Here is a 25,583-nt window from a genome sequence, read left to right on the forward strand (position 1 = left end):
CATTCGAGTCTCACGTCCTGACCACGCCGGTCCACGCGCAATCCACCTGCATTTCTGCAGTTGCTACGGCGGAACAGCGTGTCGAGGCCAGGTGGAAAGAACCACGCCAGCCATCAGTAAACGTACAAGCGAACTTCAACGGATGAGGGGATGTCCTGCAGATTCGACAATTGAGTGTCGCTTCGTCAAACAGCTGGCTTGATTTGTATTCGCGCCCCCGTTAGAAATTCCTTTTCCCCCTTCTGGCCAGGTAGCTCAGTTGGTAGAGCACAGGATTGAAAATCCTGGTGGCAGACAAAGTTGAGATGCACGCTTTTTCCGCACAACCCATACGAATGGAACTCTGAGTCCGACGCTCAGGATGGAGTCTGCATGGCTTCTGAGAACGGCGAGTACGAGGATTTTGAAGACCCTGGCGATGACAACCTCATCGAGTTCCCGGGTCACTTTGCCCCCGGAATTCCTCAGATCCGTAGCTTGGATGCAGTGCGTGAGATGATCTCGCAGATGGTTCAGTTCTCCGCAAACTCTCCCCACGGCTATTTCGACCTCGGCGCGATCGAAAGCATGATCGATGGGACGACCGAGTTCGAGTACATGCAGCGCCGGTTTCGAATAACCGTGGATCTCATCGATGAAGATTCCGGTGATGTCATCCGTCCAGTTCGCGAGCGAACGATTGATCTCCTCCAGGAACTTCAGGAACAGGTGACCGAACTACAGGAGACCGTTCTGCAGATTTCGAACGCTGTCACGCCAAAGGATCACACCTGACAAAAAATCACTCTCCGAAGATTTCAGGAGATCAAATGAAAACGACACACCGTCTTGAAGAGAAGTCTGCGGAAGAACTCGCGGGGCTCCTTTGCGATCTCCGCACCGGCGCAGATTTGTCAGCTCGCGAGTTGAAGATGGTTCAACTCGTCGAAGCCTTGGCACTTCGACTCCGATTGATTGAGCGTGAACTTAATGGGCAGGCGGGGAAATGGACTCAATGAATTCCCCAGTCATGAAAGCCTCTGCGGTTCTTGCCATTTGCTCACGCAGGCGTTGGCACGCAGTGAATCGTCGTTCGACTTCGGCATGCGCTTCCACGGAGATTTGCCGCACCGTCGCGAGATCGGTGATCTCACCCGAGGCAACCAACTTCAATTGTTCAATCAGCGGATCAGACGTCTCGTTCATCCCTGCGTTCCTTCGCAAAAAAGAGTTTGGCCCGCGTTCTCGACCGTTCACGCGGACAGGATATCCCAGGAGGCCAAGTAGGTGATACTCCAAACCTGTTTTCAGCAGAATCTGCAATCTGCAATGGATGATCTCCATTGGAATCAGAGTGATCTTGCTCGTGAAATGGGTGTTGACCCTCAGTATGTTCGCAAATACTTGAAGGGAATTACCTGCCCGGGTTTGGACGTTGTCGAACGGTTTTCAAAAGCTTTGGGGCTACAACATCCCTGCGAGCTTCTTAATCCCATCGACGACGACCGAGAGTCCACGAGTCGAATATGCGCAGTTTGCGAGAATCCAGTAGCAGAGCTGTTTCTCTGTCAGTCATGCGACGCCTTGGCTCGAAAGGATCTCGAAACCCTTGAGCGAAACGACCTCTTGGACCTCTTCGTGCTTGACCAATGGAGCAAGTGCAGCCCTCTCTCTCGCATTCTTCTTTTGTCAATTCGATCAACGGTTGGTGCCGGCGGATTCTTTCCCGAACGTCCTGCGCTGATCAAGTCAATGCTCTTGCCAGAAGACGCCTGCGACGTCGTTCATCTGCTCGATGAACTTGAAGACCGTGGATTGATTCGCCGTTGGACAGCTGACGAGTACTTCGAGTTTATCCATGAGCGAAAACCAAACTCGGAAGGCGAAAGAGATGAGTCCATCTGCCTTTTACCAGGGCTCGATGAGTACATGCCTTGCGAGAGATTTTTCCGGGTTATCAGAGAGCCGGCCAACGAACGGACCCCCGCTGTCTCGACTCCAATGAAAAGCGGCGTATACTAGGAGGCCATGGAAGTGATACACATTTATTTTTGTCGCAACTTGGTTTCGTGCATTAAAGCACGTGGTTTGAATCAATCATCTTTTGCCAGAAAGATCGATCGCCAGCCACAGCTCGTGAATGATTACATTCATGGCAGAATCTCTCCGGGGTTCGATGTGTTGGAACTTTTTGCCAAAGGGCTCGACGTCCCAGCATCCTGGCTCATTGACGAAATCCCGATCGAGGAGCGGCTAGAAGCTCACGTTTGATTCTCAGGGTGTGCGGGCCAATGAGTGAACGCCTTACGTTTCATTGTCGCTGCGGGCAAAAACTGCACGCTCTGGAAAAGTCTCGTGGCCGGAATTTCTCCTGCCCTTCATGCGGCACTTCGGTGGTGGTGCCTTCACGGATTAACCCCCTCCGTGGAAAATCCAAGACTCTCATCATTTTTCCAGCTTTGCTGTGCGCAGTCGCCACTTTGGGTTTTCTTTTAACCCATAAACCCAAGACTCCACTCCCTGCTGTAATCGCCGTATCCGAACCTCACCCGCTCCAGAAAACAGCGGAGGAGTCGTTCGAGCAAGATGCAGTTCGCGAGATCAACAGAATCGTACTTGAAAATTTGATCGCTCCTAAAACTGCTGAATTCTCATCCGACATCGAAGTTAAATACTTGCGTGATTCAGCCCCGCCAGATCTTGGTGCTTGGTTTTCGTACTTCGTTGATGCGCAAAATCAGTACGGGGTGCCTCTACGAAAAGAAGTTAAGGCGCAGGTGAACTTACTCGGAGACATTATAGATATCGCACATCTTTCTCTTGGCGGTGAAACCATAGCCGCAAACGAGAGCACGAAAAATGCGTTCTCAGAACTCGAAGCGACGTTTGCGCAACATCGTGAAGAGCCGTGGAAAACCGCCTACGAACCACATGTTCCACCTGACATCGTTGTGCGGAAGGACGCAGGCGGCGGAGCAATTCCGAATCGCTGGGGGCAGAGAGTGTTCGCGGAGCATGACGGCATCTTTATGGTGGATGATCCAGTTTCCGGACTCCTATTTCTGCATGAAGATGGGACCACTGTGAAGCATGGAGTGTGGGTTAAGGGTGACCAGACGACAGATATTGCGTACGGGCGAAAGGACGGAACAGAGACGTTTGGAAAAAAGCGGATCACAAAGTATTGGCGAGGACGAAGGGACGGGATTGAGATCATCTACGGCAATGATGATCAAACATTCTGGACAGAACAAAAGTATGAAAAGGGAAAAGCAGTTGGTGAGCCGGTTTGGAAATCTAAGTAACTGGCTTGACAGTAACTGTAATCACAGTAAACTCGCCGACGTTCAGCAGTGAACGGCCGGCGTTTTCTTTTTGGTGACTCACACGCCGGCCTCCTTTCTCTTGGAGGTGCACATGCGACGGTTTGTGATGCCCCTGGCTGCAGCGACCTTGTTCGCCAGCCCTCTCAAAGCCGAAGACGTCATCGATCTGCGTCCGACAGCAGCTCGCAGCGAACAGCGATTGTTACTTTCCGCAGTTTCTCCGGTGCGGATCCTCTCGACATCGAAGCTGCTGGCCGATGGGCGAGACCTGTATGAACTGCGGTTTCCATCCATGGCAGCGCAGACTGCCTTCGTTGATGGCTGGTGTGGACTCTTCGCGCCGGAACATCGTGAGATGGCACAGCAGAATCTCGCTCCTGCTCGCGAATGGCAGGAAGGTTTTCTGCTCGTTGACGGTCGCACGTTTCGCCAGCTTGGGCCGCGTCTGATCGCGAGCCTGCTCGTTCAAGGGTTCACGGTTGAGATCGAAGCCAATTTGATTCCGAAGCTCGACGGCAAGGCGGGCGCTTGGAGATTGATCCTGCAGGCGGCGCATGTGGCAGATTCGATCTGACCCGGAAGATGCGTAGGTGTTTCCCCGGCTCTTGAAACCTGCCGGGAAACACGCATAGACAAATTGACACAAGTGCGGGAGTGGCGGGCATGATATTGCGAAACAGACAGGTGTCGAACGTCGGCTGCAGGGCGGCTGACTTGGAATGCGGTATGGGGCCGCGAATGAAGACATCAGTGCTGCGAGTGCGGAGGACGCCGATGGATCGACGCGCTGTGCAGCGTTGCCGATCAGTATTGCCTTTCCATGTCCGCGATCTCACTCGACTGCAAGCTTGTTCTGGACCCGACTCAACTCTCAGCGATTCAACTGCCTCTGCTGCAACTGAGGGGGAGGCCCATGGCTCAGCTGCCATTTCCGTCCGATCAGGGCGGTCCCGCACTCAAGCTCTGGATGCCAGAGGGACCCCAGGAGGAGGATCCGGAATCCCCCCGGGGGCGAACCGCCGACACCAGGACTATGCATCCTGGTGTCGCCCCCGCGAACCTCTTCCAGCAGCTTGCCGACCAGCACAGAACGGGGCCTCAAAAGGTTTCTCGGCAGGACCTTGCACGAATTCGCGAGCAATTGACGCTGCCCGAATTTTACGCGGAGTTCATGGCTCCCTATCGGGCGACCGAAAAACAGTCCGGAGCAGTGAAGGGGGGTACGCTCAGCAAGGAGCGTCAGGCGCTCAATCGCTGGGTGGCTTGGGAGACCTCAGCCAAGCCGACTGGCTGGCCCACCAGCTGGAAGGGAATGCCCATCGGGTACATCCAGGGGGGCTGGCTCGATCAGTTCTTTGCAGCGATGTCCGCGAAGTACGCTCCCGACTCGATCAAGAGTACCCGCAACCACCTGCTGAAGATCTTCAACTTCGCGGTGGAGATTGGGGCTCTCGAGTCTGCACCACAGTCCAAGCCGCTCGATCTCGAAGATTTCGACGATATCGAAGAGGACCTCGCTACCGTCTGGAGCGAGGAAGAATTGAATCGTCTGTATCAGGCTGCTCACAGCCATCCGGACATTCAGGCGGCTTTGGTCCTGTGCTGCAACTGCGGACCACGCGCTGTCGATCTCTTTCAGACTCGCTGGGACAAAAACATCCGATCCTCCGAGGATCCGCCACGACTGAGGTTCAGAGCGATCAAGACGGGAAAGAAGCACGGCATCCCTCTGCATCCGGTTGTCGTTGCTCACCTCGATCGCCTAAAGGGGGAGCATCTGTTCGATCCGAGCGGACTGCTGTTCCCCCGGCTCTCGACGCCCATCGATCGCAACAAGGATCCCGAGAAGAGCCATGCAGCCCGCCGTCGAAACACACTCATCAAGAGTTTGATGAAGCAGGCAGGCGTCCCTGCTCACGAGAAGCCTTGGCAGGTCTGCCGGGCCACGTGCTGCACTCGGCTCAACAATGTACGTCTCGCAGGAATGCAGGGGGGCGTTGGCAGCTGGATCATCGGTCAGGGGAGCGATCGCTCCGGGACGAAACTCGCTGCGGATTTTTACGACAACCCAACGGAGGCTGTCATTCAGACGGTCATGGCAGCGCCGCAACCACAAGCTTTCCTGTCAGTTCTCCACTGAGCCGGCCCGCAGGTGCGGGAACTGACAGTTCTTTGTCCCCCCTGGGGAGGGAAGGCCCCAGGGGGTTTCTCACACCGAGTGCAACGCGCGGGGTCTGGCCCGTCTCTGCGCGTGCAACTGAGGGCGCGGCTGCTGTCATCGGCCCGCACGTGCAGCCGCGCCCCTCATCTTATTTTCGTGTGCGTTCCCCCTGTGGGGCGGGGAAGTGTTGACCGGCTGCCGTTCCGCTGAGTGAGGGTGTTCCTCGCTCTGACTTTCAGGGGGGTGTCGGCGAATGCGAACGGCAGCCGGTTTGTTTTCTGAGGGGTAAAGGCATCATGACTCAGGCAACCAAGATTATGGCAAACCAGATGCTCTCTGATGCCGTCGCCTGGGCGAATGATCCGGACCAGAAGCCTTGCACGATCGCTTTCACGCGTCCGCAGCTGTTTGCGCTGCTGACAGCCCTGCATGTCTCCGGTGTTTCGGAGCGACTGCCCACGCAATTCAAGGTGACGCTGCAATCCGTTCAGAAATCACTTCAGACGTTTGTCCCCGAGGACGTCGCCCTGGTAGCAGCGGCCTCCGCTGTTGGTGATGCGTTGTAGTTCGTGCAATTCGGTTTTGAATCAGGATCAACAAAGGAGGTGTGATGTGTCGAAGGACTTGAAACTGGCCAATCTGGCTGACTACGACGGCGGATCTGTTCAGGTGATGTTTGATCAGGCACTTCGCCGAATCCTGAACGATCTGGACGATCGGCCCGCGCTGAAAAAGGCTCGCAAACTCACGCTCGAAATGACGTTCGAGCCACGTTGCAGTGACCGCGACCTGGACACGATCGTCGCCAAAGTTCGGATCAAAGACAACATTCCGAACAAAGAGGCTCGGGAGTGTGTGCTGGTCCCGGCAATGCAACGCGGGTTCATCCAGTTCGATCCCAGCTCTGCGATCACCCGCACTGCTCCAGGGCAAAACGAGTTTGATTTCGCTGGGGAGGAAGAGGCGGAGTAATTCCCGCAGTCGGATTCGGTTTTGTTGGTCTCCACTTTCAAAGTTTGTTTTAAATGGAGTTACTCATGATTTCAGATGCTATCGACAAGCTGGCGATGCTGACTCGCAATGCGGATCACCCAAAGGTGATTCCGGAGCTGAGCGACAATGATCGTGTCGCCCTCTACGTTCCAGGAAAAAAGGACATCGATTTTCAAACCAAATCACCGACACCGCGATTGCATCAGGTTGGAACCTTGTCCAGCCTGGTGGAAGCGGCCAAGTTGTTCGGAGTGACTGAACGATATTCAATCTGGGTTTCCATGTCGCAGATCGTCGTGGTGCTCGATCACGACAATGCAAGCCGACGTGATTCCCGGGTCACGATGAAGCTGGAACCTCATGTCGCGTTCTCGAAGCTCGAGAAATCCGGATGGAAGTGTCAGCAGGAGATTGTGGACTTTCTTCGTCACGATCTCTGTGATTGCACAATCGATCCCCCGCAAACGCTGGATGCGCTGAAGAGTTTGAAGTTTGCTTCCCAGGCGGAAACAACGGGAAAGATCTCCGCAACGACGGCTGGCATGGGAAAAAGCGTTGCCGCTCAAGTGACCGGAGAGACAGCGTTACCAGAAACTGTCTCGTTTGAATTTCATCCTTTCCCCGCATTCAGTGAGGAAGTGGATGTCAACGTCATCGTGATGTGTACGCTCTTTTCGAATCCGATGGAGGAAGTTCTCAAGATCGAGCCGCATCCGGGACAACTCGATGAAGCGAAGCAAATGGCACAACTCGCAATCGTCGCAACCCTGAAGCAGAGCTTCGAAGAAACACCGATCTTTGTCGGCGTCCCTTAACGCTGACTTGGCTGCCTTCTCGCAGTGGGCGGGGCCAGCGTCCTACCGAGGACTCTGGAGAGCGGGTTCGAATCCCGTGGTGGCCATTGTTTCCGATATGGATCGGAAACCTATCAATTCTTCCGGCATGCTGTCGGCCAGGAGCAGGAGTACACGGAATGTTAACGCTATCACGCAAGCGGGGTGAGCGCATCATGATCGGGGATTCGATCGTGATCCGAATCCAGGAGGTTCGTGGAGATAAGGTGCGAATCGGCATTGAAGCTCCAAAGAACATCGCAATTTATCGCGAGGAGATTTACTCCGCGCTGAAGGATTTACAAAGCAAGGAAGACGCCGAGGCGACATCCTCAGCAGCATAACTTCGTCAGGGATGATGAATGCGATCTGCACGACGCACACGCAGAAAGCGGGAATCGCTTCCCGGCCAAACGCCTATTGATTGGGATCGCGGTGCACAACTGCGAGCCCTCAACAGTTACCCATTGCCCAACCGTCTGGTGGGATTGGGGCAGCCCGTCGCGAGACGAACTTTGATGTCCATACTTCGAGTCATTGACGATCATCAGCGAGAGCAGGAGACCGCCTGGCCCTCTCTCGACACGATTGCGGATTGCGCACGCGTCTGCGTGAAAACTGTCCGCCGTGCGATCGACTGCCTCGAGAACCAGCTTCGGATCATTACCGTCTGGAATGACACCGATGGAAAAGGACATCCCAGGCTGCAGCTGTCGATCAACTGGCAGGTGATCTTCGGTGACCGCCCGGCACCAGATCAGCAACGCCGGAAACGACGCGGAGGAGGCAGACGCACAATCCCAGTGGACAGTGGGTCCATCCCAGTGGACAGTGGGTCCATCCCAGTGGACAGTGGGTCCATCCCACTATATATGAAACGCCCATTGAATCGCACAGAGGAACCGCTCCCCCTACATCCCCCAAATTGGAGTGAGGTGGAGGAGGAGCTTGTGAAGCTGGGAGTTGATCGTTTTGACCTTGCGGTGGACGTCGCTCGAAAGCATGTAACTCCCGACCATGCGATGCGAATTTGCCGGTTTTTTAGCGAACATTCTGCGGCACAGAATTGGACTCCCTTTCAGCTCTACAAGCGATTGCGAAAGGCGCGTAGCAGCTTCGCTCCAGAGGAATGTTGGCCTCTTGTCGCACCTTCCGCGGATGATGGCGAGTCCCCAACAGACTTCGAAACTCAGGTTGGCGATACGCTGAATCGGATGACCCCAGGTGATCTGCAGCGGATGGCGAAGAGAGCTGGAAACGTCACTTTGTTCAATCAGATTCGCCACGCTGGCGAGCGTCCACAGGCAACCTCTTTGCGCCCGAAACTTCTGAAGCTGGTGGCAGATGAAACAGGTGGATTTTGAGAACGCTGATCGTTGTTCAGTGACACGGAAACTCAAGCTCTCGCGCCGCCAAGCGAGAGCGATGGTCAGAAGGCACCTGAATGCCGGAGACCCAGGATTGTCGGTGTATCGATGCCGAGTGTGCAATTGTTGCCACATAGGTCGCAAGTCACCCATTCAATTGAAGAAGGATCGTCAGCATGTCCGTCTCGACAAAGACTCGTAAGGCCCGTTCCGCTGAGGCAGCAACAGCAATCCCCAACAGTACTCAGCTGCGGATTGAATCCCGCCTGAAAGTTTCTGGCAAACTGGATTCCGTTCAGTTCGCCCCCGATCGATGGGGATTCGGAGTGGTGCTTTACGATGCGAAATTGTCCAGGAGCCTGGATGTCGAGTGCGACCCGCAGGAGGTCCGCCCCACCGAGACGGAAGCGATCAAAGCAGCCGGACAACAGGTCTCGCGTTGGCTTGAGAAACTCGCAGAAGGATCCCCGGCTGATGAAAAACGTCTCGCGGAAGTTGCCGGTCAAATCGCCGATCAGTTCGAATCGTTCGTTGGAAAGGTCCCCGAGACTCAGGAGGAGGCCGCGTCCAAAGAAGCAACAGTCAATGCGCTTTCTCCGCACAGGATCTTCCCGCTCGTCAACGGCAAACTCGCATGGTGCTGCGCCGGCTGCGGTGAAACCAATGGGATCGCCCGGACCGACTGCGGCAAATGCAGCACACCTGTTCTGCTGCCAGATCCGTTGCCAGAGGCTCCCGCGAAAAAGAGCAAAGGGAAATCAAGGCCGGCAGCCGCAGAGAGCACTCAGGCTCGACACGTCGAAACTCGCGATGTGCCGCTGTCGAAGCTGCTCCCGCATCCACTCAACCCTCGCAGTGGAGAGGTCGACATTGCCGACCTGGTGCAGTCGCTCAAGAGTCAGGGGCAGCTGGTCGAGGCCATCGGCCGCGAGCATCCGACGCAGCCTGGCAGGATCGAATTGCTCGCGGGCCATCGTCGCCGGGCGGCTGCGGAACAAGCCGGATGGGAGTCGCTCCGGGTCCGGATCATCGAAGCCACGGAGCAGCAGGCGATCGAGATCCTCGGCCGCGATAACGAGGACCGGAAGAACTTCACGGCACTGGAGCGGGCACGATGGTATCAGTCCATGCTCGACACGCTCGGATGCTCACAGCGGGACCTGGCAAAGCGACTGGGGGAGGGGCACAGCCAGGGAAGCATCGCGAATCATCTCGTGCTGATCAAGCTGCCGGACGAGCTGCAGGAGCTCGTGACCACGCACGTGATCAGTGCGACGCATGCCCGCTGTCTGGCGACGTGGCTCGACCGGCCTGCTGTCATCGCTCAAGTTCAGAAGGACCTGCAGGCGGATGTGAAGAACCGAGAAGGGAATGGATGGGAACCGATCAGTGTTCCGAAGTTCGAAGCCCTGGTCAACGAGTCCGTGAGACGGGTCAGTCGGCCAACGGCACAGGGGCAGTATCATGACAATTGCCCGTTTCGGGTGACTGATAAAAACCGGGACGCTCTGGACATTCTGGAAGTTCCCCGCAGCTGGGGCGGGACCGAGAAACGAGCCTTTAATCTGACGCTCTACAGTCAGCTCTCGAAAGAGGCGAAAGCCAAAGCGAAGCAGAAACAGAAAGCGGCCTCTCCATCCGCTCCAGCGGAGAACGAGAAGCCGGCAGCCGCGACGTACGATGAACATGCGGTTGCTCAGGCGAAAGAAAAATGGCTTTGCCTGCAGTTGGCTGAGGCCGTCGCGAAGCTGCCGAAGAAAGACCGGCTCACGCCGCTGAAGCTGTTTGTTACCCTGAGCGGCACAGAGGCGATGTACGACGTCATCAGCAATCGAACGCTGATGTCAACGGTCCTCGGCATCGAGCTGGAGGAGAGCCCCAACCGCTTTTTGAAGACGGATCAGCTCTGGCAGTACCTCGAGAAACATGAAGCTGCTGATCTGGATCGGGTGATCCGTAACATCCTGACGCAGCTCTTCGGAAAACATCCGGATTCGGGCTGCACGGATCTCTTTGACGATGTCTCCACACTGCTCCAGCTCTGCTCGATGTTGGGGATCGATTACGCCACCGACTGGCGACCTGATGCGGAGGTGCTGGAGATCTACCCGCTCTCACTCCTCAAGGATCTGCCGGCGTCTAAGCGGATCGAGTGCGACGATATCGCGAACTTCAAAGAGCTGTCAGCGAGCAAGGAGATGTTGATTCCCGCGCTGCTCGCAGAGTGGATGCCTGGGGAGTTCCCGCCGGGACTCGAACCAGTTTAGTTAAGAGTGAACTGAAACACCGGATTATCGCGCTGGGAGTGAACATGATGGAAACGCAACTTCAGAATCCTGAAGTGGATTCTCTGCTGGCTCAGGCGGTGAATGATCGCCTGGCAGAGTTGAGAATGGATCTGGCGAACAAGCGATATTGGATCCGCAACGGACGGCGGGTTCACTGGGGTCCATGGCCGGGAGCGGAGCGAGAACGCCGCCAGGTGCTCGCGGAACGTCGCACTGAAGTGCAGTTGGCTGAGCGAGAATTGAAGGAATTCATAGCTCGCTATCGGCCGCTCATGGGGCCGGATTGGATCGGCAATGATCATGGTCGTCTGTGCTGGAATTTCTTTCGCGGAGGACTCCCGATCGGGCGTCATTTCTGTCAACTGGAGGAAGGCCACGAAGGCCATCACTGTGATGAAGAAGGTGGATGGATCGAAGGAAGTCGGTTCTAAAACAAAGCGTTAACGCGCTGGGGGAGTGCAGCATGTCGAGGGAGTCCTACGAGTCGATTGCAATGAACAGCAGAGCTGAGTGCCATCATGACGAAACGCCTGTACCGCTGAACGCTGATCAAACGGTAGTCGTTGAGGCGGGATACAGAGGGGCCGTGCAGGCTGTTGCGTTTGTGGCTGAGATGGCCAAGAAGGGAAGTTTAACGGTTTCAATCCGAGCGAACGGGTTGGGGGTGGCATTCGCAGCACTGGATCGTGTTGCGGCAGCGGTCGGATTTGAGTCGGATCGCGAAGCCGATCATAAGTCGACCCAGAAAGTTCTCCGGGCAGCGAATGAACGCATTCGCGAACTGGAGAAGCAACTGGCGGGCTCAGTAACAGGCGAGGCTCTCGCCCAGGCAGTGAAAAAGGCCGTCGATTCCATCTACCCAACTTGGAAAAAGGCCGGATTTAATTACGCCTCTGACATCAGTGCGGGGCCGAGGTATCTCTCCGCAAAGCTGCATTGTGACGCCTTGCACGGGATTTATTCTTATAGCGACACCCCCGACTCTGATGAAAAGTCCGCCGACGAACTCAGGGCTAACTTGGAGGGCGCTGGCATTGTTTTCAGCGGAGAGGGACGAAGATCCGAAGATCGGCATGCTCTCGACACGGATGCCAACAAAGCGGCGATCATCGCTGTGATTCGCGGCATTTGGCCGGAAGCCCGCATCACAAACTGGACTTCGCACTATTCCAAATTCGGGAGCGATGAGGACTTCACGATTCGGTACGTCGAAGTGCTGATACCGATTGAATCGCTGGTTTCCTGAATCGACCTGAACCGAGAACCCAAAGTTATAGCACCAGGAGAATTTTTCAGATGCGATCTAAAGATGGATGGAAAACTCGCAGCGGATTCAGCCGAAAAAATCGTGGCTTGAAGTCGGAAGCACAGCTGCAGCAAATCGTCGACCGTTTCAATCGCGACTATCCGGTCGGTACGAAACTCCAGCTGCGAAAGGACACCGGCTGGATCGAAACAACGGTACGAGACCCTGCTGAGGTGATGAGCGGACACTCAGCAGTTGCTTGGTTCGAAGGTGTCTCCGGTGCTTATTCGATTGAGGATGACCGGATTCGACCGGCCGAAATGGACTGCAGGGATTATCCGCAATGAAAGCCCTCACGATTTCCCAGCCATTCGCTTCCCTGATCGCGGACGGGACCAAGTTCGTCGAGAACCGGAAGTGGGAGTGCCTGTATCGCGGTAAGCTGGCCATCCATGCAGGCAAAGGCACGCAGTACCTCACTGCGAAGGAGCTTCAGGAGCATCCCCACAGCTGCATTCTCGCAGTCTGCACGCTGTGGGACTGCTTGCACGTCGACCAGATCCGGAAGTTGTATGAGAAGGGAGAGGGAACCAGGCGGATCACCCCGGCCACGATGGCCAAGATTGCAGAACACGAACACACCGAGGGGCCGTTTTGCTGGATCTTGCGAGACGTGCAGAAGCTGGAAACTCCGATCCCCTGCTCCGGAGCCCAGGGCCTCTGGGATGCGAGCAGGTACTTTTCGAACCGTTAATACCAAACTTATCGAGCCAGGGAGAATTCAGTGAACACAACAGAGATGGTAGAGCGGTTTCAATGCCCTGGCTGCGTCTGCGGAATCGATCGTAACTGTGGGCGATTCAATTATTCGGAAGAGGAACAGCGATGCACGGGGCATGTGCTGGGAACTATGGTCGGTCTCGGCAATACGATTGCCCTAGGGCTTCCGAGAGGCTTCTGCAAACCGGGTGCAGACTTCTCTGTGACACCAGCGCGAGCTCGTAACACAATCGATGTTCGACTTTGGTTAAGCGGGAAACGGCCCGACTGGAACCGTTTGAATATTCCAGTCTGGGCAATGGAGAAGGACGGTTTTCTTTTCGTCAGGACTTTCGCTCCCCGCGTGAATCTATCGTGGGTCGACGTCATCGAAGGGGGCAGCTTGGAGCTGGTTCCCGGGGCGACCAATGTCTCAGAATTTATTGATCAGATCGACTGAACCGATAACCAAAGATTCTCGCGCTGAGGAGATGATTTTGAACACGAACGCTGTGATGTTTCCGAGGGTTTTCAATCTTAATTCAGAGTCGGCAGTTTGGGTTGCGGCAAACTCCCTGGAGCAAGCAATCCTGTGCTATCTGGGGCATATTGGATACTCCCGCGAGGAGGCGATTGCGGAGGAACTGATCGCCGAACCGGAAGAGGTCCCTTTCGAGAAGTGGAAAGATTTCACCTATTTCAAGGACGACGGAACTACGCACTCTTTCGAGAACCAGATGTGGGACCTGTTGATGATTGAGGAACTGGAAGTCCCCTTCATTCTCGCCTGTGAAGATTTCTGAATCGAGAAACCCTGATTTTCGCACAGGTGGGTGCCAGCGTTGGAGCTGGGGGATCGCTGCAAGTCGGACGCGATACTGCAACGGCGGAAAATGTCGGACCGACGTACTCGGAATGGCAAGGAGGTTCGAACCCTCCCGCTCACGTTTTTTTGACCGAGAACCCTGATTTATCGAGAGGATTTTGTGATGACACACGGAAAATGGACTGCTTCAACTGACGAAGAGAACTGGGATGGCGAAGGGGAGTGGGACTCAGAAGCGGACGCGATCGCTGGCGGCCCGGAAAGTCTCGAACTCAGTCCGGGCGACACCTACTATGTGGGGCAAACAAGAGCTCCGACAATCAGTGTGCCTGACGCTGATGACATCCTGGAACACATCACCTGTCAGGATGATTTCAGTCTCGACTGCGCAGAAGGGGCGTTCTCCTGCTCGAAAGAAGTTGCTGCAGAGCTGACGGACGCGATCCAAAAGACGTTCGATGACTGGATGGCTCGTCACAAATTAGAGCCGACGTTCTACCTGATCGACAACTATTCCAAGCACGTCGCACCCGGAATTCCAGAATCGGTATCAGTCGAAGACTGAGCGCGATAACAGTGACTTTTAGGATGAGGGCATCATGACATTCAGCGTGTTCTTGTGGGTGTTTCTGGCCGGTTGGGTCATTCGCGGATTTGTCGATCGTCGCATCGAATCGGCCGCGCATGTCGAATCGCTCGAACGACTCCGCCAGCTGACGGAAGATCTCGAATCGGGCCGGCTGGGCGGTTATCGGATCACCACGCTGAAACGTGAGGCGGACGGCAGCACGACCCGTAAGGTCTTCGATCCGCAGCTCGGCGAGCTGGACACGGAGGACTGGGGCAAAGACTGGACTCCGGAAAACGATCCGGATTTTGACTGATGGACGGATCCGCTTCTGGCCAGACGCTGTGGTCAGACGCCACGGCGGCTGAAATGCAGGAAGAGACAAAGTTCGGAATCAATTGCGAAGATTTCGAAGTGATCAATAACGATGGAGAGCAGCTTGACTGGCTGTCGGAAATCGCCGATCCGACCGAGTGAGCGCGAGAACCGGGAATTACCGAGCGATGGTAGGAAATGGACCTCCGATTTATCCCCGATGCCCGTTTTGCAAAAGAGAAATGCGGGGGTCGATTTGCAGACCTTGCGGCTACGAGAAACCTTTGAGTCCTCCGCCTCCCCCAAAGAAGCGATGATCATGCCTGAACGTATTCAGCTCTCTCGAAAGGCAGGATTCCGGCTGCCGGAAAACACCGTTGTAGTATCGCGGCCGTCGAAGTGGGGGAACCCGTTTCGGATCGGGATCCACGGGGACCGCGGCGAGTGCGTGGAGCTTTATGAGCGTTGTGTTTCGGAGTTTCCCCTGCCGGCGGCCAGGATGGCGGAATGGAGATTCGCCGGCGGGGATTGCACATTGCTGGTCGCGATCGCGGCCCGCTGTCCTCGCGAGCTGCAGGAGCTGCGAGGGAAGAATCTGGCGTGCTGGTGTAAACCCGGTTCGCCTTGTCATGCAGATGTTTTGTTGAGGATCGCTAACCGTGCTTTCAGAGGAGGAAACATGCACCCAGCAGTCGAAAAGATTTTGAAACACTTCGAGTTCAAGCATCTTCCAGAAAGTTTGCAGAACATTTCCCGACCTTTCGGCGAGCTCGCCCAGGAAGTGGCGTCCAGAGCTCCCGACAACCCAGAGACGAATGAAGCTCTGCGGAAGCTGCTCGAAGCGAAAGATTGTGCAGTGAGAGCAGCACTGTGATCTAACCCGTGCCATCCGGTGACAGGCGCCGGTCCTAGCGGCGGGGGAGTTCCGCCGCATTTTGATTGATAAAGGCCAGTACTCGATCAGGTGACACGATGGCTGAACATAGCAAGATCGAATGGACGGATGCGACTTGGAATCCTTGGCAGGGGTGCACCAAGGTCAGTCTCGCCTGTCAGAACTGCTACATGTTTCGGGACATGAAGCGGTACGGCAAAGATGGCTCCATCGTTCGCCGGTCTGCCGATCAAACGTTTGACCTGCCCCTGAAGAGGTCACGCGAGGGCGGGTACAAGATCCCAGCAGGATCGAAGGTCTTCACCTGCAGCTGGTCTGACTGGTTTCACGAACAGTCCGATGCGTGGCGTCCGGAGGCCTGGGAGATCATTCGCCAGCGGCCTGATCTGACCTTTCAGATCGTGACAAAACGCACGGAGCGCATCGCCGAATGCCTGCCTCCGGACTGGGGCAATGGTTGGCCCAATGTCTGGCTGATTGCCACCGTCGAGAATCAGCTCTGGGCGGAGATCCGCATCCCGCAGCTGATTGAGATCCCCGCATCTGTGCGAGGCTTGAGCATTGAGCCGATGCTGGGATCCATCAACCTGCAACCATGGCTGTCCAAAATTCATTGGGTGATCACCGGTGGAGAAACCGGACCGGGTTCCCGTCCGTGGCATGAGGACTGGAGGCTGCAAATCCACGAACAATGTCAAGCGGCGGGCGTGGCCTACTTTCACAAACAGCATGGTGAATGGGTGCCAATGAATCACTACAGCCCATTCGTCCACGGCAAGAACATCGATCGATTTGAACATCGATTTCTGTATCCGAATGGATCTTCGGACACCAAGGATCAGAATAATCGATTGATGCTTCCGACCAGTTGCATTCGTGTCGGTCAGAAATCAGGGCGCGAAATCGATGGGCGCGAATGGTCGAACTTCCCCGAAGTTCAACCAACGTCACTATAAACCGGAGTTGTTTCTCAGGCCTCCATTGCGACCTTGAGAGCTTCTCGCAACGCGCTCTCCGGACAGCCCCACCCCTGGTTCGATGAGAGCAATCTCCGCTCGCCTCCCTCGGATCGCCAAACCCATTCATAGGATCCATTTTCGGGGTTTCCGATCACCGCTACCCATCCCCCGAAGCCAACATGCAATGCATGGATAACTTCGGCTTTATCGATTCAAAGAAGTTGATCACGTGCGTGATCAGGAGGCAGGGCGGAGGCTGGCGTAGCTCGGCTCTTTACCTTCGCGGATGCGGGCCAGGTCGGCGGTGGCCAGATGTTCGAAGACCTGCTGCTGGGTCAGCCCACGGCGTTCAATATCGCGCACCAGATCGCGTTTGTCGGTGGCCGGCATCGTAAATTGCAAAGGTCGTTTAATCATTTCATGCCATCCCTGAAAGGTCTTGACATTCGCGCCATCATGAGCGCGTCATGCTCGCAGGTTCAGCCGCGAAAGTTTCTGCCAGGGAAGGTAAGGAGCTTTTGAGAGTACGGTTTCGAACTCACCCATGCAGGAAGCGTAAGTGAGTTCTTCAATCAAAATTTATGATCCGGATTCTACCCCGGACCCCCAGCCGCCTGTCCAGCCAGCTTTGCCTGTCGCGGGAAGTTATCGCGCTCGATTCGATCGCTGGATTTTGAGGATCACGCACCGGATCTGGTGGCCGCAGATCAGACGGGTGATTGAGGCAGCGTATATCTCCGGTCTGATCAGCGTGAGTCAGGCCCAGCAGCTTGCGGATCGCTTCGATCCCTCCCTCAATCATCAGCTGTATTGATCCTCTCGCCGGCGGTCTCCGGTCCCTTCCTGGGGACGTCACCAACCGCCGGGGGCCGCCGGCAGACAATCATCGCGAGTCCAACCATGCCGACGAACTTTACCGACATCATCAATCACGCCGTGTTGATCACAACCCCCTTCGAGTCTCTGCTCAAGGAGGACGTCGCCGTGCCCGAGAAATTTAACCTCGTGCGTGGGCAGCTCGAACGGCGACGCAGGGCCGGCGAAGTGATCGACTATCAGGAGCCCGCGCCCCTGCCGACAGTGCGGGCGATCGTATTCCTGGATCACTGCCAGCCCCGGCAGCTGCAGCTGGCGATCGTGCTGGAGCTGGGAGTTCTCGCGCGTCTGCGGATCTCGAGAGAGCAGATGGCGGACATGCACGAGGGAGCCCCCTGGACGGCGGCGAAAGGTCCTGCACCCAAAGACTCGATTTTGCTGGATGCCTGGGTGTTTGGGTACGATTCTGCGGGGGCAATTGCCTGGATTGATGGGCACCGTCAGAAAATGTCTTGGGGATTTATCGCGCGGTGCGCCGATACGGCTTATGCACCCATCCCCGAGTTTGAGTCGGAAAAGATGCGTCGTACATTCGATTGCGACCATTTAGCGGCCTCCCTGGCCGCGCGATAACTCCGCTCAAAGCTCTCCGACAATCCCTTCTCACCTTCCCGCCGGAGTCTCCCTCACATGGACGAAGCGCCTGCTCCCGTCGCGCCAGCCAAGTCGTGGCTGCAATCCAAAACCGTCTGGTTCAACTTTATCGCGGGCCTGGTTGTGCTGGTGCTGGCACAGGTGACCAAGGATGCGGAGTCCGGCAATCTGCCGGATGAACTCGCTCCTTATGCGGTGATCATCGTCACGATCGGAAATCTCATTCTGCGAGGCATGAGCGGGCAACCGCTCGACTTTTCGACCTTCGCCGGCTCGGGCAAAGCAACAGCTCTTCTCCTCGCGTGTTGTTCGCTGATCTCCACCCCCCTCTTTGCGGCTGGACCTGTCGCAAAAATCAGCGGCCCGAGCACGGCGATTTATGGGGATCGGGTCCTGCTCGATGCGTATCAGTCCGAAGGGGATCAATACCGATGGGAGATCACGCGGCGCGATACGCTGCCCCCGCTGTTTACGATCTCGACCGACAATCGTCAGGTCGAGATTCATTTTGTTCCCGGGGTCTATGATGCTCAGCTGATTGTCGCGTCGAAGGACGGGATCGATGTCGATCATTACACCGTCAGCGTGAGTGCGGTCTATCCGCCGGGCCCGGCGCCTTATCCCCCCGGTCCCGGGCCGAGTCCCACCCCAACGCCTCCTGGTCCTCAACCGCTCCCAGGACCGCAACCAACGCCGGAACCGCAGCCCCAGCCGACTCCCGAACCGGTCATTCCGGATGGGAAATATGGACTCGCCAAAGACGTCTTCGAGCGGGCGAAGCTCGTGAAGTGTGATCAGCTCAGCAGCGATTGCAGCAAACTTGTCGCGGCTCTCGAGACTACGGCGGCGCAGATCAATGCCGGCACGCTCAAGGGGACCGTGACAATCCTCAATGCCTATGGCAAAGCCAACGGGGCGGCGATCGCGGGCCATGAGGCCGAGTGGTCGGACTTCGGCAAGTGGCTGCAGGGCAAGCTCAGCTCGATGTACATGGCAGGCAAGTTCAAGAGCGATGCGGATTACGCCGTTCTGATGCTCGAAATTGCCAGCGGCCTGAAGCCCCTGGCGAAGTAGTTCTCGCGCTGCTCGATCCTTCCGCTCTGCTCACCTCCAACGCTGATCACCCGCCATGTTTCCAGCACTTCTCCGCAAGTTTCTGCTCCCTCTCATCCTCTCGCTGCTGAGTGGCGGGTTCTTCCTCGGCAGCTCGATTGAAGTCCCCGATCCGGATGCCGTGACGCCGGTTGAAGACCGGTTCGGATGGTGTCCTCCAAGCCTCGCTGATCAGGAGATGATCAGCAACTCGGTCCCACCGTTTGCGATTCAGGATGCGCCCAGCTGGGGGAGCGCTGAAGGGGCCGTGGTCCATCTCTGGGACTATGCCAGAGCGATCAACGGCGGAAAGCATCTGCCAACCTACTATCAGGAGACAGGCGACTGCGTCTCCATGGGGTACAGCAACGCCGTCAACTATCTGCAGGCGGTCCAGATCGCCGTGCATGGTGCCTCTCATCAATTCCGCTCGGTGTTTCAGCCTTACAACTATGGAGTCTCGCGCACCGCAAAAGAGTGCGGAGCGGGGAAGCTCGGTCGGTCGGCCGGCAGCAACGGGAGCTGGGCCGTGCGAGCCGGTCAGCTCTATGGCAATCTTCCCGCGGATCTCGAGGGAGTCCCGAAGTACTCCGGCAGTCTCGCGGACAGTTGGGGATACAAGGGACCGCCCGAAGAGTTCTTCGCAAAAGCCGAGGCATTCAAGCTCACGAGCTTTGCCAAAGTGACGACGTATGAGCAGGTGCGGGATGCGATCGCCAACGGATATCCCGTCACAGTGGCGAGCAACCAGGGTTTCGCCATGAAGCAGAAGCTCATCGATGGCAAGATGGTCGCCACTCCTTCAGGCAGCTGGGCTCATCAGATGTGTTTCATCGGCGTGGATGATGTCTCCGGACACGTCTACTGCCTTAACAGCTGGGGCGAGAACGCTCACAGCAAGCCCGCCGGCGATGAACCGCCGGGAGGGTTCTGGGTCGACAAACGGACCGTCAACAGGATGGTGGGACAGGGGGACAGCTTTGCTTTGTCGATGTTCGACGGCTTTCCGTATCGCCCGCTCAACTTCGATACGTTTCTGGCGTTGCCACCGGGGCAGGCCGATGTGATCGATCTGCCCGAGATCGTGCCTCAGGTTCCGGCCTGCCGGAAGTATCTGCACATGCGGCGGGGCGATTGCCAGTGTGCCGGCCAGATCTCCGGATTTCTCTCGCTCTTCAGCGGCACGATTGCCGCATTTTCACACTCGCGATCCCGGCGCCGTAGTTCCCGCGACATCGTCGCCTGAGACCGTGCGCAGGGATCCCCACCCTCACCCAGGAGTTAACATGACTACTGCACGAAAGAGCCGCCAGGAACTGTTGATCGATCTGTGCTGGATGGCGATGCTCTCGCTGGTCCTGCTCTTGTTTATCAGCACCGTTCAGGCTCAGGAGCCGACATTTGAAACGTTCGCTCCTGCCGTCTCTCCGAAGATGCAGATCCTCCTGACGGCGGCTGCGACTCCGGAAATCGTTGCCGAGGATCAGCCGACGTTTCAAACGTTCCTGCCGGCAGAGGTCGACCAAGTTTCGTTTCAGACCTTCGCTCCTCCCGGGCCGGCCTCGAAAGCGGAATACCTGGCTGGCGGCAAAGCCTCGCGAGTCCTGCTCTTTACTGGAGCAGGCTCTCCGGATTGTGAGTCTGCAAAGCTGTCCGCGGTCCCCTGGCTCAACAAAAGCCAGTGGCAGGTGGATGTGATCGACATCGAGGCTCAGAAAGAGATCGCGGAGCATTTCGCCATCAAGAGCGTACCGACGTTTGTCGTTGTCCTGGGACACGAGGAGCGGAGCCGAACAACCGGTTTCGAGACAGCCCGTGAAGCCCAGGCGAAGCATCGATTGAGCGAAGCGATTCGGGCCGCCCAGCGTAGCACCAGCACCGCAGCACTGCGGTGACAATGATCCTGCTCATCGTGATCAGTCTGGTCTGGTGGATGATGATCCGCGGAAACAGCACTGTGACCGATGGGCTCGCCGTGTCGCTGCTGGCGGTGATCTGTTCACTCCTCATCGCCGGCAGCGACCAGCGCGAGAACTAGACCAAGGTCCACTCATGTTTCGCAAAGCCCTCCTCTCACTCCTCACTGTCCTGGCCCTCCTCGGAGGCCTCGGGACATTTCAGCTCTCAGTGGATCTGCACCGCATTCATCGCGGCCCTGTCTCCACGTTGACCCAGTCGCCTGAACAGGACCGTCAGGCGCAGGTGGATCAGTTCGTGCGGGACTACGTCGCCAAAGCCAACGCCGCGCAGGGACCAGCCCGCGAACGGATGCGAAACCGGGCAGAGATCCGCCGGGCAGTGAGAGCGGAATTCCCATGGATGTGGCTGTGGCAGGTCCTCCGAGTTGTTCTGTTGATCCTCATGATGCTTTAGACAGGGACGAATAATGAGAACGCTGATCAAACAGCTCAGTCCGACTGTAGGTGCAGTTCGGGTACGAAGCGGGTTTTTGTTATTCCCGAAAACGATCAATAACGAACGGCGATGGCTGGAGTTCACTTCCTGGGAAGAGGAGTTCACCGGCAGCATGCTGTTCCGGGACGACTATTGGCGTGCGAAACGTTGGTGCGACGAGAGCGTTGAACAATAGACAGCACCCGTGCAATACATCGCCCCAGCGCGAGAACACGGACTTATAGGATCGCTTCAGAAGGAAAAACAAATGACTGAACATCACGCACCATCCAGGCAGTGGTCTCCAAATCTCGAGATCAGCACTGATGACGGTAAGACGTGGACCGCCAACGAATCAATGACGCTTGAATTGCGAAAGCAGTCAATTTGGCCTGACGTTCTCTTGAGTGTCCTCGCTGGTGTGGTTGCCGGCGTCTGTGCTGCGGGGACGTTCTTCGCCCTGCTCTGTTACCACAACCCGTTCAAGCTGTTTTGATGCTTGATCCTCTTGCCGATATCGAACCTCTCAACCTTGATCAGATCTGCCCTTCGTCTGTGACTCGAAAGCCCGCGATCATGTCTGCTCCTGAATCTCCCGAAGTGTTTGGTCTCGAACCAGTCGTCGAGTCGATCGAGCATCTCCCCATTTACATGCGGGCGATCACCAAGATCCGGGCCGCTGCTCTGGCTCTCATCGCCAAGCGAGACGAGGACGTCCTGAAACTCGATGAGGCACTGGCCGAGAAGCAGCTGATCGACGTGGATGGCGAGATGATCTCACGTTTGGAGTACGCCAACCGGCTGGAGAAAGCGGTCTGTGATTTCGCCCGTGATCATCACGATGATCTCTTCACTGACAAGCGGAAAACATGGAAGAGCGATGCGGGCAGTCTGACCACGAAGTCGCAGCCTGAGAAGGTGGCATTCGTGGACCCGAACACCACGGAAGATGAGATCATTGATCGCATCATTGAAGCGTCTGACATCCTCCCTGAGTTCGATCGCATCCGTGCTGAGTTTGCAGAGGCGTTCCCCTACATCCGGATCTGCCTGGAGCTGGACAAAGCCGGCATCCTGAAAGCGTTCCAGGCAAAGCAGCTGCAGGTGGAAGACCTTGAAAAGAACGGCCTGAAGATCGACAGAAACCCTGACAAATACACCCTGAAGTTGGGTTAGGAGGCCTATCCGAAGTTCGACGAAACCCGCCGAACTTCAACGAACTTGGAGGGGGGAGGCCCCCCCCCACGGGTCCTCCCGAGGCCCGGGCGGGGCGCGCGGTCTTTTCATCGCGGAATTTTTTGTCGGTAAGAAAAATCGAAATCATTTCCTTCCTTCCGTTTACGCGGTTTTTTGCATGATCGCGAGCCGCAAAGACGCCGCCAAACTTTTGGGGATCACGGATCGCCAGCTGGGCAACTGGGTCCACGAGGAATGGTTTCCGCCCAACGGGAAAACCAAAGCGGGCTGGGACATCGAGCTGATCCGGCAGTGCCAGGAAGCGGCCGGCAAAAAGGGATCGGAACTCTCTGACGAGGCGAAGCGAATTTCCCTTGAAGAGAAGAAGGAGAAGCTCGGACGGATCAAGATTCAGCGAGCTCGCGAACAGCTCCGACTGGATCGCGAACGTGGCAAAGTCATCCCCCGCCCAGGTGTCGAACTCTTCGCTTCGACGATCTTGACCGAGCTGGCGGACTGGTGCGATCAGCTGCCGGACCTGATCGCGAACACGGTCCCCGCCAAACTCCGAAAGCAGCTGAAGAACCGCATCCGGGATGAACTCGACAAAAGACGCACCAACATGCGCGAGCAGCTCGAGCGGGAAGCGAAGCATCTCGATGAACAGCAGGAGGAAGCATGATCTCCTGTCTGTTTTCTTCGAAGGTCTATGACTGCGTTCTGCCCCGTCCGCAGATCGCCACGAAAGACTGGGTCTGTCAGTGGCTCAAGATGCCCTCCGATTCCAAAATGAAAGGCTCTTATCGCCTTGATCTCTTTCCGCATTTCATTGAACCCTTCGACGCGTTCGATGATCCGGAAATCGATCGCATCACGATCCAGACTGCGGCACAGATCGGAAAGACCGCTTTCAGCCAGGCAGCCCTTGCGAAAACCGCTGCCTGCAATCCTCATCCGATGGCGTTTGCGGATGCCAACGAACGATCGACGAAACGGGTCATCCGTCGAACATGGCGATTGTTCGAGCGGTGCGAAACTCTCGCTCCCATCTGCCCCCCGCCGCGGATGCGATCTCAAGATCATATGAATCTGACGACGTGCGAGATTCACGGAGCCTGGGCGGGATCTCCCAGTTCAGCAGCGGACTACGGAGCTTTCATAGTCGTGCTGAACGAATGCGACAAGATGAAACAGAAGTCCACGGATTCGGAAGCGGATTTTCGTTGGCTGATGGGTGAACGCACCAAGGGATATGTGGGGGCGAAGGTCCTGATCATCTCCACGCCGGCACTGAAAGGGACCAGCTACGTCGAACAGCAGCGACTCGCCGGAGACAACCGCCGCCGGATGGTTCCGTGTCCGTTCTGCAATCACTTCCAGGAACTGTTCATGGGAGACGGCAAGAAACCCGGGGGCGTCCGATTTCAAAAGCTGAATGGCAAACTCGATCCCGACAAAGCCCGGGAAACCGCATACATCCAGTGCGAAAAGTGTGAAAAGAAGATCGAGGAGCAGCATCGATACCAGATGCTCAACGCCGGGAAATGGGTGAAGGAAGGGCAGGAGATCGACAGCAAAGGTCGCATCACCGGCGCTCCGACGCGGGCCGGTCGGCATGCTTCGTTTGGTCCATTGTCTACCCTGCATTCCCTGTTGCCGGGCGTGACGATCGGCGTTTATGCGGAAGAGTTCGTGAAGGCGATTACCGCTGCAGAAGGCAAGAAAGAGGCGATCCGGAACTTTATCAACAGCTGGGAAGGGAAAACCTTTGATCCCCGGCCTGTGACCGTGCAGCCCAGTGATATCGCTCTGCGGATGGGAGTCGATGAACCGCTGCGAGTCTGTCCTGCCTGGTCGCGGTTCCTCACGTTCGGGAGTGACGTCGGTCGGGTGGGTGATGAACTGATTTTCTACTGGTGGGTGTCCGCCTGGGGAAACGGTGGACGCGGCCAGTTGGTGGATCTCGGATTTGCTCTCAGCAAGACGCAGTTGCTCGAAGTTCGCCGAAGTGCGGCGTACCCACACGCCGACAACGGCCCCCCGCTGCAGCTGTCGGCAACCGGAATCGATTCCGGATCGTACACCAACGAAGTCTATGAACTGACGGCCCAACTGCCGGGCTGCTGGCCGATCAAAGGATCTTCGAAGGATGCTGATCGGCCGTTCGTCGACGTCGATTTTCCGGAAATGTATCGGGCCGGTTTTCAGCGGTCCGGATTGACTGCCCTGGAAGTGAAAGCGAAACAGCGGGCTGCTCAGTATGACCTGCTCATTGCGAACACTCAGCGGAGCCAGGAATGGGTGGAAGAACGTCTGACAGGACTGGTCAAACGGGAAGATCCGAACTGGTACTCCATTCCCCGGGAAGCGATTGAGGGACAGGTCATTCCCGGCGTGGACCTTGCCCGGCATTTGCTGGGAGATGTCCAGGATGAACACGGCCGCTGGAAAAAACGTTACGAGGGGCAGGATCTCCGCGATGCGTTTCGATACTCGATGATCATGGCCTGGTTTCACACGGCCAACGGGACCAACTGGAATCGACTCGCTCCCCGAGCTCACACGATCGTGAAGCCGGTCGTGTCACGCGATGAGCCCAAAGGGTTCATTCGCAAAATGTCCGGCAGCCGGCTGGGGGGGCGGTGATGGAGCAGCGTTTTTCGCCTGGGGATGACTGCCCTGACTGCGGAGGATTAATCGGCGTCCTGAACACGCGGATTGAGGGCGCGACTCGCGTCCGCTGGATTGGCTGCCACGATTGCGGGTTTCGTCCCGATCGAAACCGCATCGAAATTCCGCTCAGTCATTCGCCGCCGCAGCGTGCTCGCATGACCCGTCTCAATCTGCCGCGCGATAACTCCCCAAAACTTTTTTGAAACTGAGTGCTATCAATAGCACTGACTTTTGCAGATAGCGGGGTCCGGGAACCGATGCCC

33 protein-coding genes and 1 pseudogene are annotated in these 25,583 nt (G+C 56.6%); 33 read left to right on the plus strand and 1 reads right to left on the minus strand.

Features of this window, described 5'->3' with window-relative positions:
* Positions 1-372: 372 nt before the first annotated feature.
* From SH661x_RS19210 to SH661x_RS19315, 22 genes and pseudogenes are all read left to right on the plus strand, one after another.
* The gene (locus tag SH661x_RS19210; RefSeq protein WP_437224925.1) at positions 373-774 is read left to right on the plus strand and encodes a hypothetical protein; all 402 of its coding nucleotides are present in this window, start codon (positions 373-375) and stop codon (positions 772-774) included.
* A gap of 35 nt (positions 775-809) precedes the next feature.
* Entirely contained in the window at positions 810-998 is a 189-nt protein-coding gene (locus SH661x_RS19215) for a hypothetical protein (RefSeq protein WP_437224927.1), read from the plus strand.
* Between the two features lie 268 nt (positions 999-1,266).
* Positions 1,267-2,001: a helix-turn-helix domain-containing protein gene (locus tag SH661x_RS19220; RefSeq protein WP_437224929.1), complete on the plus strand. Its 735-nt coding sequence runs from the start codon at positions 1,267-1,269 to the stop codon at positions 1,999-2,001.
* A 6-nt stretch (positions 2,002-2,007) separates the two neighbouring features.
* The gene (locus tag SH661x_RS19225; protein WP_437224931.1) at positions 2,008-2,250 is read left to right on the plus strand and encodes a helix-turn-helix domain-containing protein; all 243 of its coding nucleotides are present in this window, start codon (positions 2,008-2,010) and stop codon (positions 2,248-2,250) included.
* Between the two features lie 20 nt (positions 2,251-2,270).
* Entirely contained in the window at positions 2,271-3,284 is a 1,014-nt protein-coding gene (locus tag SH661x_RS19230) for a hypothetical protein (protein ID WP_437224933.1), read from the plus strand.
* A gap of 112 nt (positions 3,285-3,396) precedes the next feature.
* Positions 3,397-3,879, plus strand: coding sequence for a hypothetical protein (locus tag SH661x_RS19235; RefSeq protein ID WP_437224934.1), 483 nt, complete (start codon positions 3,397-3,399; stop codon positions 3,877-3,879).
* A 339-nt stretch (positions 3,880-4,218) separates the two neighbouring features.
* Positions 4,219-5,445, plus strand: coding sequence for a tyrosine-type recombinase/integrase (locus SH661x_RS19240; RefSeq protein ID WP_437224936.1), 1,227 nt, complete (start codon positions 4,219-4,221; stop codon positions 5,443-5,445).
* Positions 5,446-5,762: 317 nt separating this feature from the next.
* Positions 5,763-6,032 carry a hypothetical protein gene (locus SH661x_RS19245; protein WP_437224938.1) on the plus strand — a complete coding sequence of 90 codons (270 nt, stop codon included), beginning with the start codon at positions 5,763-5,765 and terminating at the stop codon, positions 6,030-6,032.
* Positions 6,033-6,078: 46 nt separating this feature from the next.
* A complete protein-coding gene (locus tag SH661x_RS19250) occupies positions 6,079-6,438 on the plus strand; it encodes a hypothetical protein (protein ID WP_437224941.1) in 360 nt (119 codons plus the stop codon).
* A gap of 65 nt (positions 6,439-6,503) precedes the next feature.
* On the plus strand, positions 6,504-7,274 hold the full coding sequence (locus SH661x_RS19255) for a hypothetical protein (protein WP_437224943.1): 771 nt from the start codon (positions 6,504-6,506) through the stop codon (positions 7,272-7,274).
* A gap of 158 nt (positions 7,275-7,432) precedes the next feature.
* Positions 7,433-7,636 (plus strand): carbon storage regulator CsrA, encoded by a 204-nt coding sequence (gene csrA / locus SH661x_RS19260; RefSeq protein ID WP_437224945.1) that lies wholly within the window; start codon positions 7,433-7,435, stop codon positions 7,634-7,636.
* 1,199 nt (positions 7,637-8,835) lie between these two features.
* The gene (locus SH661x_RS19265) at positions 8,836-10,926 is read left to right on the plus strand and encodes a ParB/RepB/Spo0J family partition protein (RefSeq protein ID WP_437224948.1); all 2,091 of its coding nucleotides are present in this window, start codon (positions 8,836-8,838) and stop codon (positions 10,924-10,926) included.
* Positions 10,927-10,970: 44 nt separating this feature from the next.
* Positions 10,971-11,378, plus strand: coding sequence for a hypothetical protein (locus SH661x_RS19270; RefSeq protein WP_437224950.1), 408 nt, complete (start codon positions 10,971-10,973; stop codon positions 11,376-11,378).
* Positions 11,379-11,440: 62 nt separating this feature from the next.
* Positions 11,441-12,193, plus strand: coding sequence for a hypothetical protein (locus tag SH661x_RS19275; RefSeq protein WP_437224953.1), 753 nt, complete (start codon positions 11,441-11,443; stop codon positions 12,191-12,193).
* A 50-nt stretch (positions 12,194-12,243) separates the two neighbouring features.
* Positions 12,244-12,540 (plus strand): hypothetical protein, encoded by a 297-nt coding sequence (locus SH661x_RS19280; RefSeq protein ID WP_437224955.1) that lies wholly within the window; start codon positions 12,244-12,246, stop codon positions 12,538-12,540.
* The gene (locus tag SH661x_RS19285) at positions 12,537-12,947 is read left to right on the plus strand and encodes an ASCH domain-containing protein (protein WP_437224958.1); all 411 of its coding nucleotides are present in this window, start codon (positions 12,537-12,539) and stop codon (positions 12,945-12,947) included. Before SH661x_RS19280 ends, SH661x_RS19285 begins: the two co-directional genes overlap by 4 nt.
* A gap of 520 nt (positions 12,948-13,467) precedes the next feature.
* Positions 13,468-13,755, plus strand: coding sequence for a hypothetical protein (locus SH661x_RS19290; RefSeq protein WP_437224960.1), 288 nt, complete (start codon positions 13,468-13,470; stop codon positions 13,753-13,755).
* 186 nt (positions 13,756-13,941) lie between these two features.
* Positions 13,942-14,343 (plus strand): hypothetical protein, encoded by a 402-nt coding sequence (locus SH661x_RS19295; protein WP_437224962.1) that lies wholly within the window; start codon positions 13,942-13,944, stop codon positions 14,341-14,343.
* Between the two features lie 34 nt (positions 14,344-14,377).
* Positions 14,378-14,662, plus strand: coding sequence for a hypothetical protein (locus SH661x_RS19300; RefSeq protein WP_437224965.1), 285 nt, complete (start codon positions 14,378-14,380; stop codon positions 14,660-14,662).
* Positions 14,662-14,823: a hypothetical protein gene (locus tag SH661x_RS19305; RefSeq protein WP_437224967.1), complete on the plus strand. Its 162-nt coding sequence runs from the start codon at positions 14,662-14,664 to the stop codon at positions 14,821-14,823. The genes SH661x_RS19300 and SH661x_RS19305 overlap by 1 nt, the downstream gene beginning before the upstream one ends.
* 157 nt (positions 14,824-14,980) lie before the next feature.
* A pseudogene (locus tag SH661x_RS19310) lies at positions 14,981-15,319 on the plus strand (DUF4326 domain-containing protein); the annotation flags it as partial.
* Between the two features lie 314 nt (positions 15,320-15,633).
* Positions 15,634-16,512: a DUF5131 family protein gene (locus SH661x_RS19315; RefSeq protein ID WP_437224970.1), complete on the plus strand. Its 879-nt coding sequence runs from the start codon at positions 15,634-15,636 to the stop codon at positions 16,510-16,512.
* Positions 16,513-16,752: 240 nt separating this feature from the next.
* On the opposite strand, the gene SH661x_RS19320 is transcribed toward SH661x_RS19315, so the two are convergent.
* Entirely contained in the window at positions 16,753-16,932 is a 180-nt protein-coding gene (locus tag SH661x_RS19320) for a hypothetical protein (protein WP_437224971.1), read from the minus strand.
* 142 nt (positions 16,933-17,074) lie between these two features.
* Between SH661x_RS19320 and SH661x_RS19325 the strand changes: the two genes are divergently transcribed.
* From SH661x_RS19325 to SH661x_RS19375, 11 genes are all read left to right on the plus strand, one after another.
* Complete coding sequence (locus tag SH661x_RS19325) at positions 17,075-17,329, plus strand: hypothetical protein (protein WP_437224973.1); 255 nt, start codon at positions 17,075-17,077, stop codon at positions 17,327-17,329.
* Between the two features lie 86 nt (positions 17,330-17,415).
* Positions 17,416-17,964 (plus strand): hypothetical protein, encoded by a 549-nt coding sequence (locus tag SH661x_RS19330; protein ID WP_437224976.1) that lies wholly within the window; start codon positions 17,416-17,418, stop codon positions 17,962-17,964.
* 57 nt (positions 17,965-18,021) lie between these two features.
* Entirely contained in the window at positions 18,022-19,059 is a 1,038-nt protein-coding gene (locus tag SH661x_RS19335) for a hypothetical protein (protein WP_437224978.1), read from the plus strand.
* A gap of 55 nt (positions 19,060-19,114) precedes the next feature.
* Entirely contained in the window at positions 19,115-20,323 is a 1,209-nt protein-coding gene (locus SH661x_RS19340) for a hypothetical protein (RefSeq protein ID WP_437224980.1), read from the plus strand.
* A gap of 40 nt (positions 20,324-20,363) precedes the next feature.
* Positions 20,364-20,972: a thioredoxin family protein gene (locus tag SH661x_RS19345; protein ID WP_437224983.1), complete on the plus strand. Its 609-nt coding sequence runs from the start codon at positions 20,364-20,366 to the stop codon at positions 20,970-20,972.
* A 2-nt stretch (positions 20,973-20,974) separates the two neighbouring features.
* Positions 20,975-21,115: a hypothetical protein gene (locus SH661x_RS19350; RefSeq protein ID WP_437224986.1), complete on the plus strand. Its 141-nt coding sequence runs from the start codon at positions 20,975-20,977 to the stop codon at positions 21,113-21,115.
* A gap of 14 nt (positions 21,116-21,129) precedes the next feature.
* Positions 21,130-21,450: a hypothetical protein gene (locus tag SH661x_RS19355; protein ID WP_437224989.1), complete on the plus strand. Its 321-nt coding sequence runs from the start codon at positions 21,130-21,132 to the stop codon at positions 21,448-21,450.
* Positions 21,451-21,739: 289 nt separating this feature from the next.
* A complete protein-coding gene (locus tag SH661x_RS19360; RefSeq protein ID WP_437224991.1) occupies positions 21,740-21,967 on the plus strand; it encodes a hypothetical protein in 228 nt (75 codons plus the stop codon).
* An 80-nt stretch (positions 21,968-22,047) separates the two neighbouring features.
* Positions 22,048-22,647 carry a hypothetical protein gene (locus SH661x_RS19365; protein ID WP_437224994.1) on the plus strand — a complete coding sequence of 200 codons (600 nt, stop codon included), beginning with the start codon at positions 22,048-22,050 and terminating at the stop codon, positions 22,645-22,647.
* A gap of 178 nt (positions 22,648-22,825) precedes the next feature.
* Positions 22,826-23,329 carry a hypothetical protein gene (locus tag SH661x_RS19370; RefSeq protein WP_437224997.1) on the plus strand — a complete coding sequence of 168 codons (504 nt, stop codon included), beginning with the start codon at positions 22,826-22,828 and terminating at the stop codon, positions 23,327-23,329.
* A complete protein-coding gene (locus tag SH661x_RS19375; RefSeq protein WP_437224999.1) occupies positions 23,326-25,293 on the plus strand; it encodes a terminase gpA endonuclease subunit in 1,968 nt (655 codons plus the stop codon). Before SH661x_RS19370 ends, SH661x_RS19375 begins: the two co-directional genes overlap by 4 nt.
* Positions 25,294-25,583: the final 290 nt, after the last annotated feature.

Origin of the sequence: Planctomicrobium stercoris, from assembly GCF_051465655.1 — a bacterium.
Lineage (GTDB): Bacteria > Planctomycetota > Planctomycetia > Planctomycetales > Planctomycetaceae > Planctomicrobium.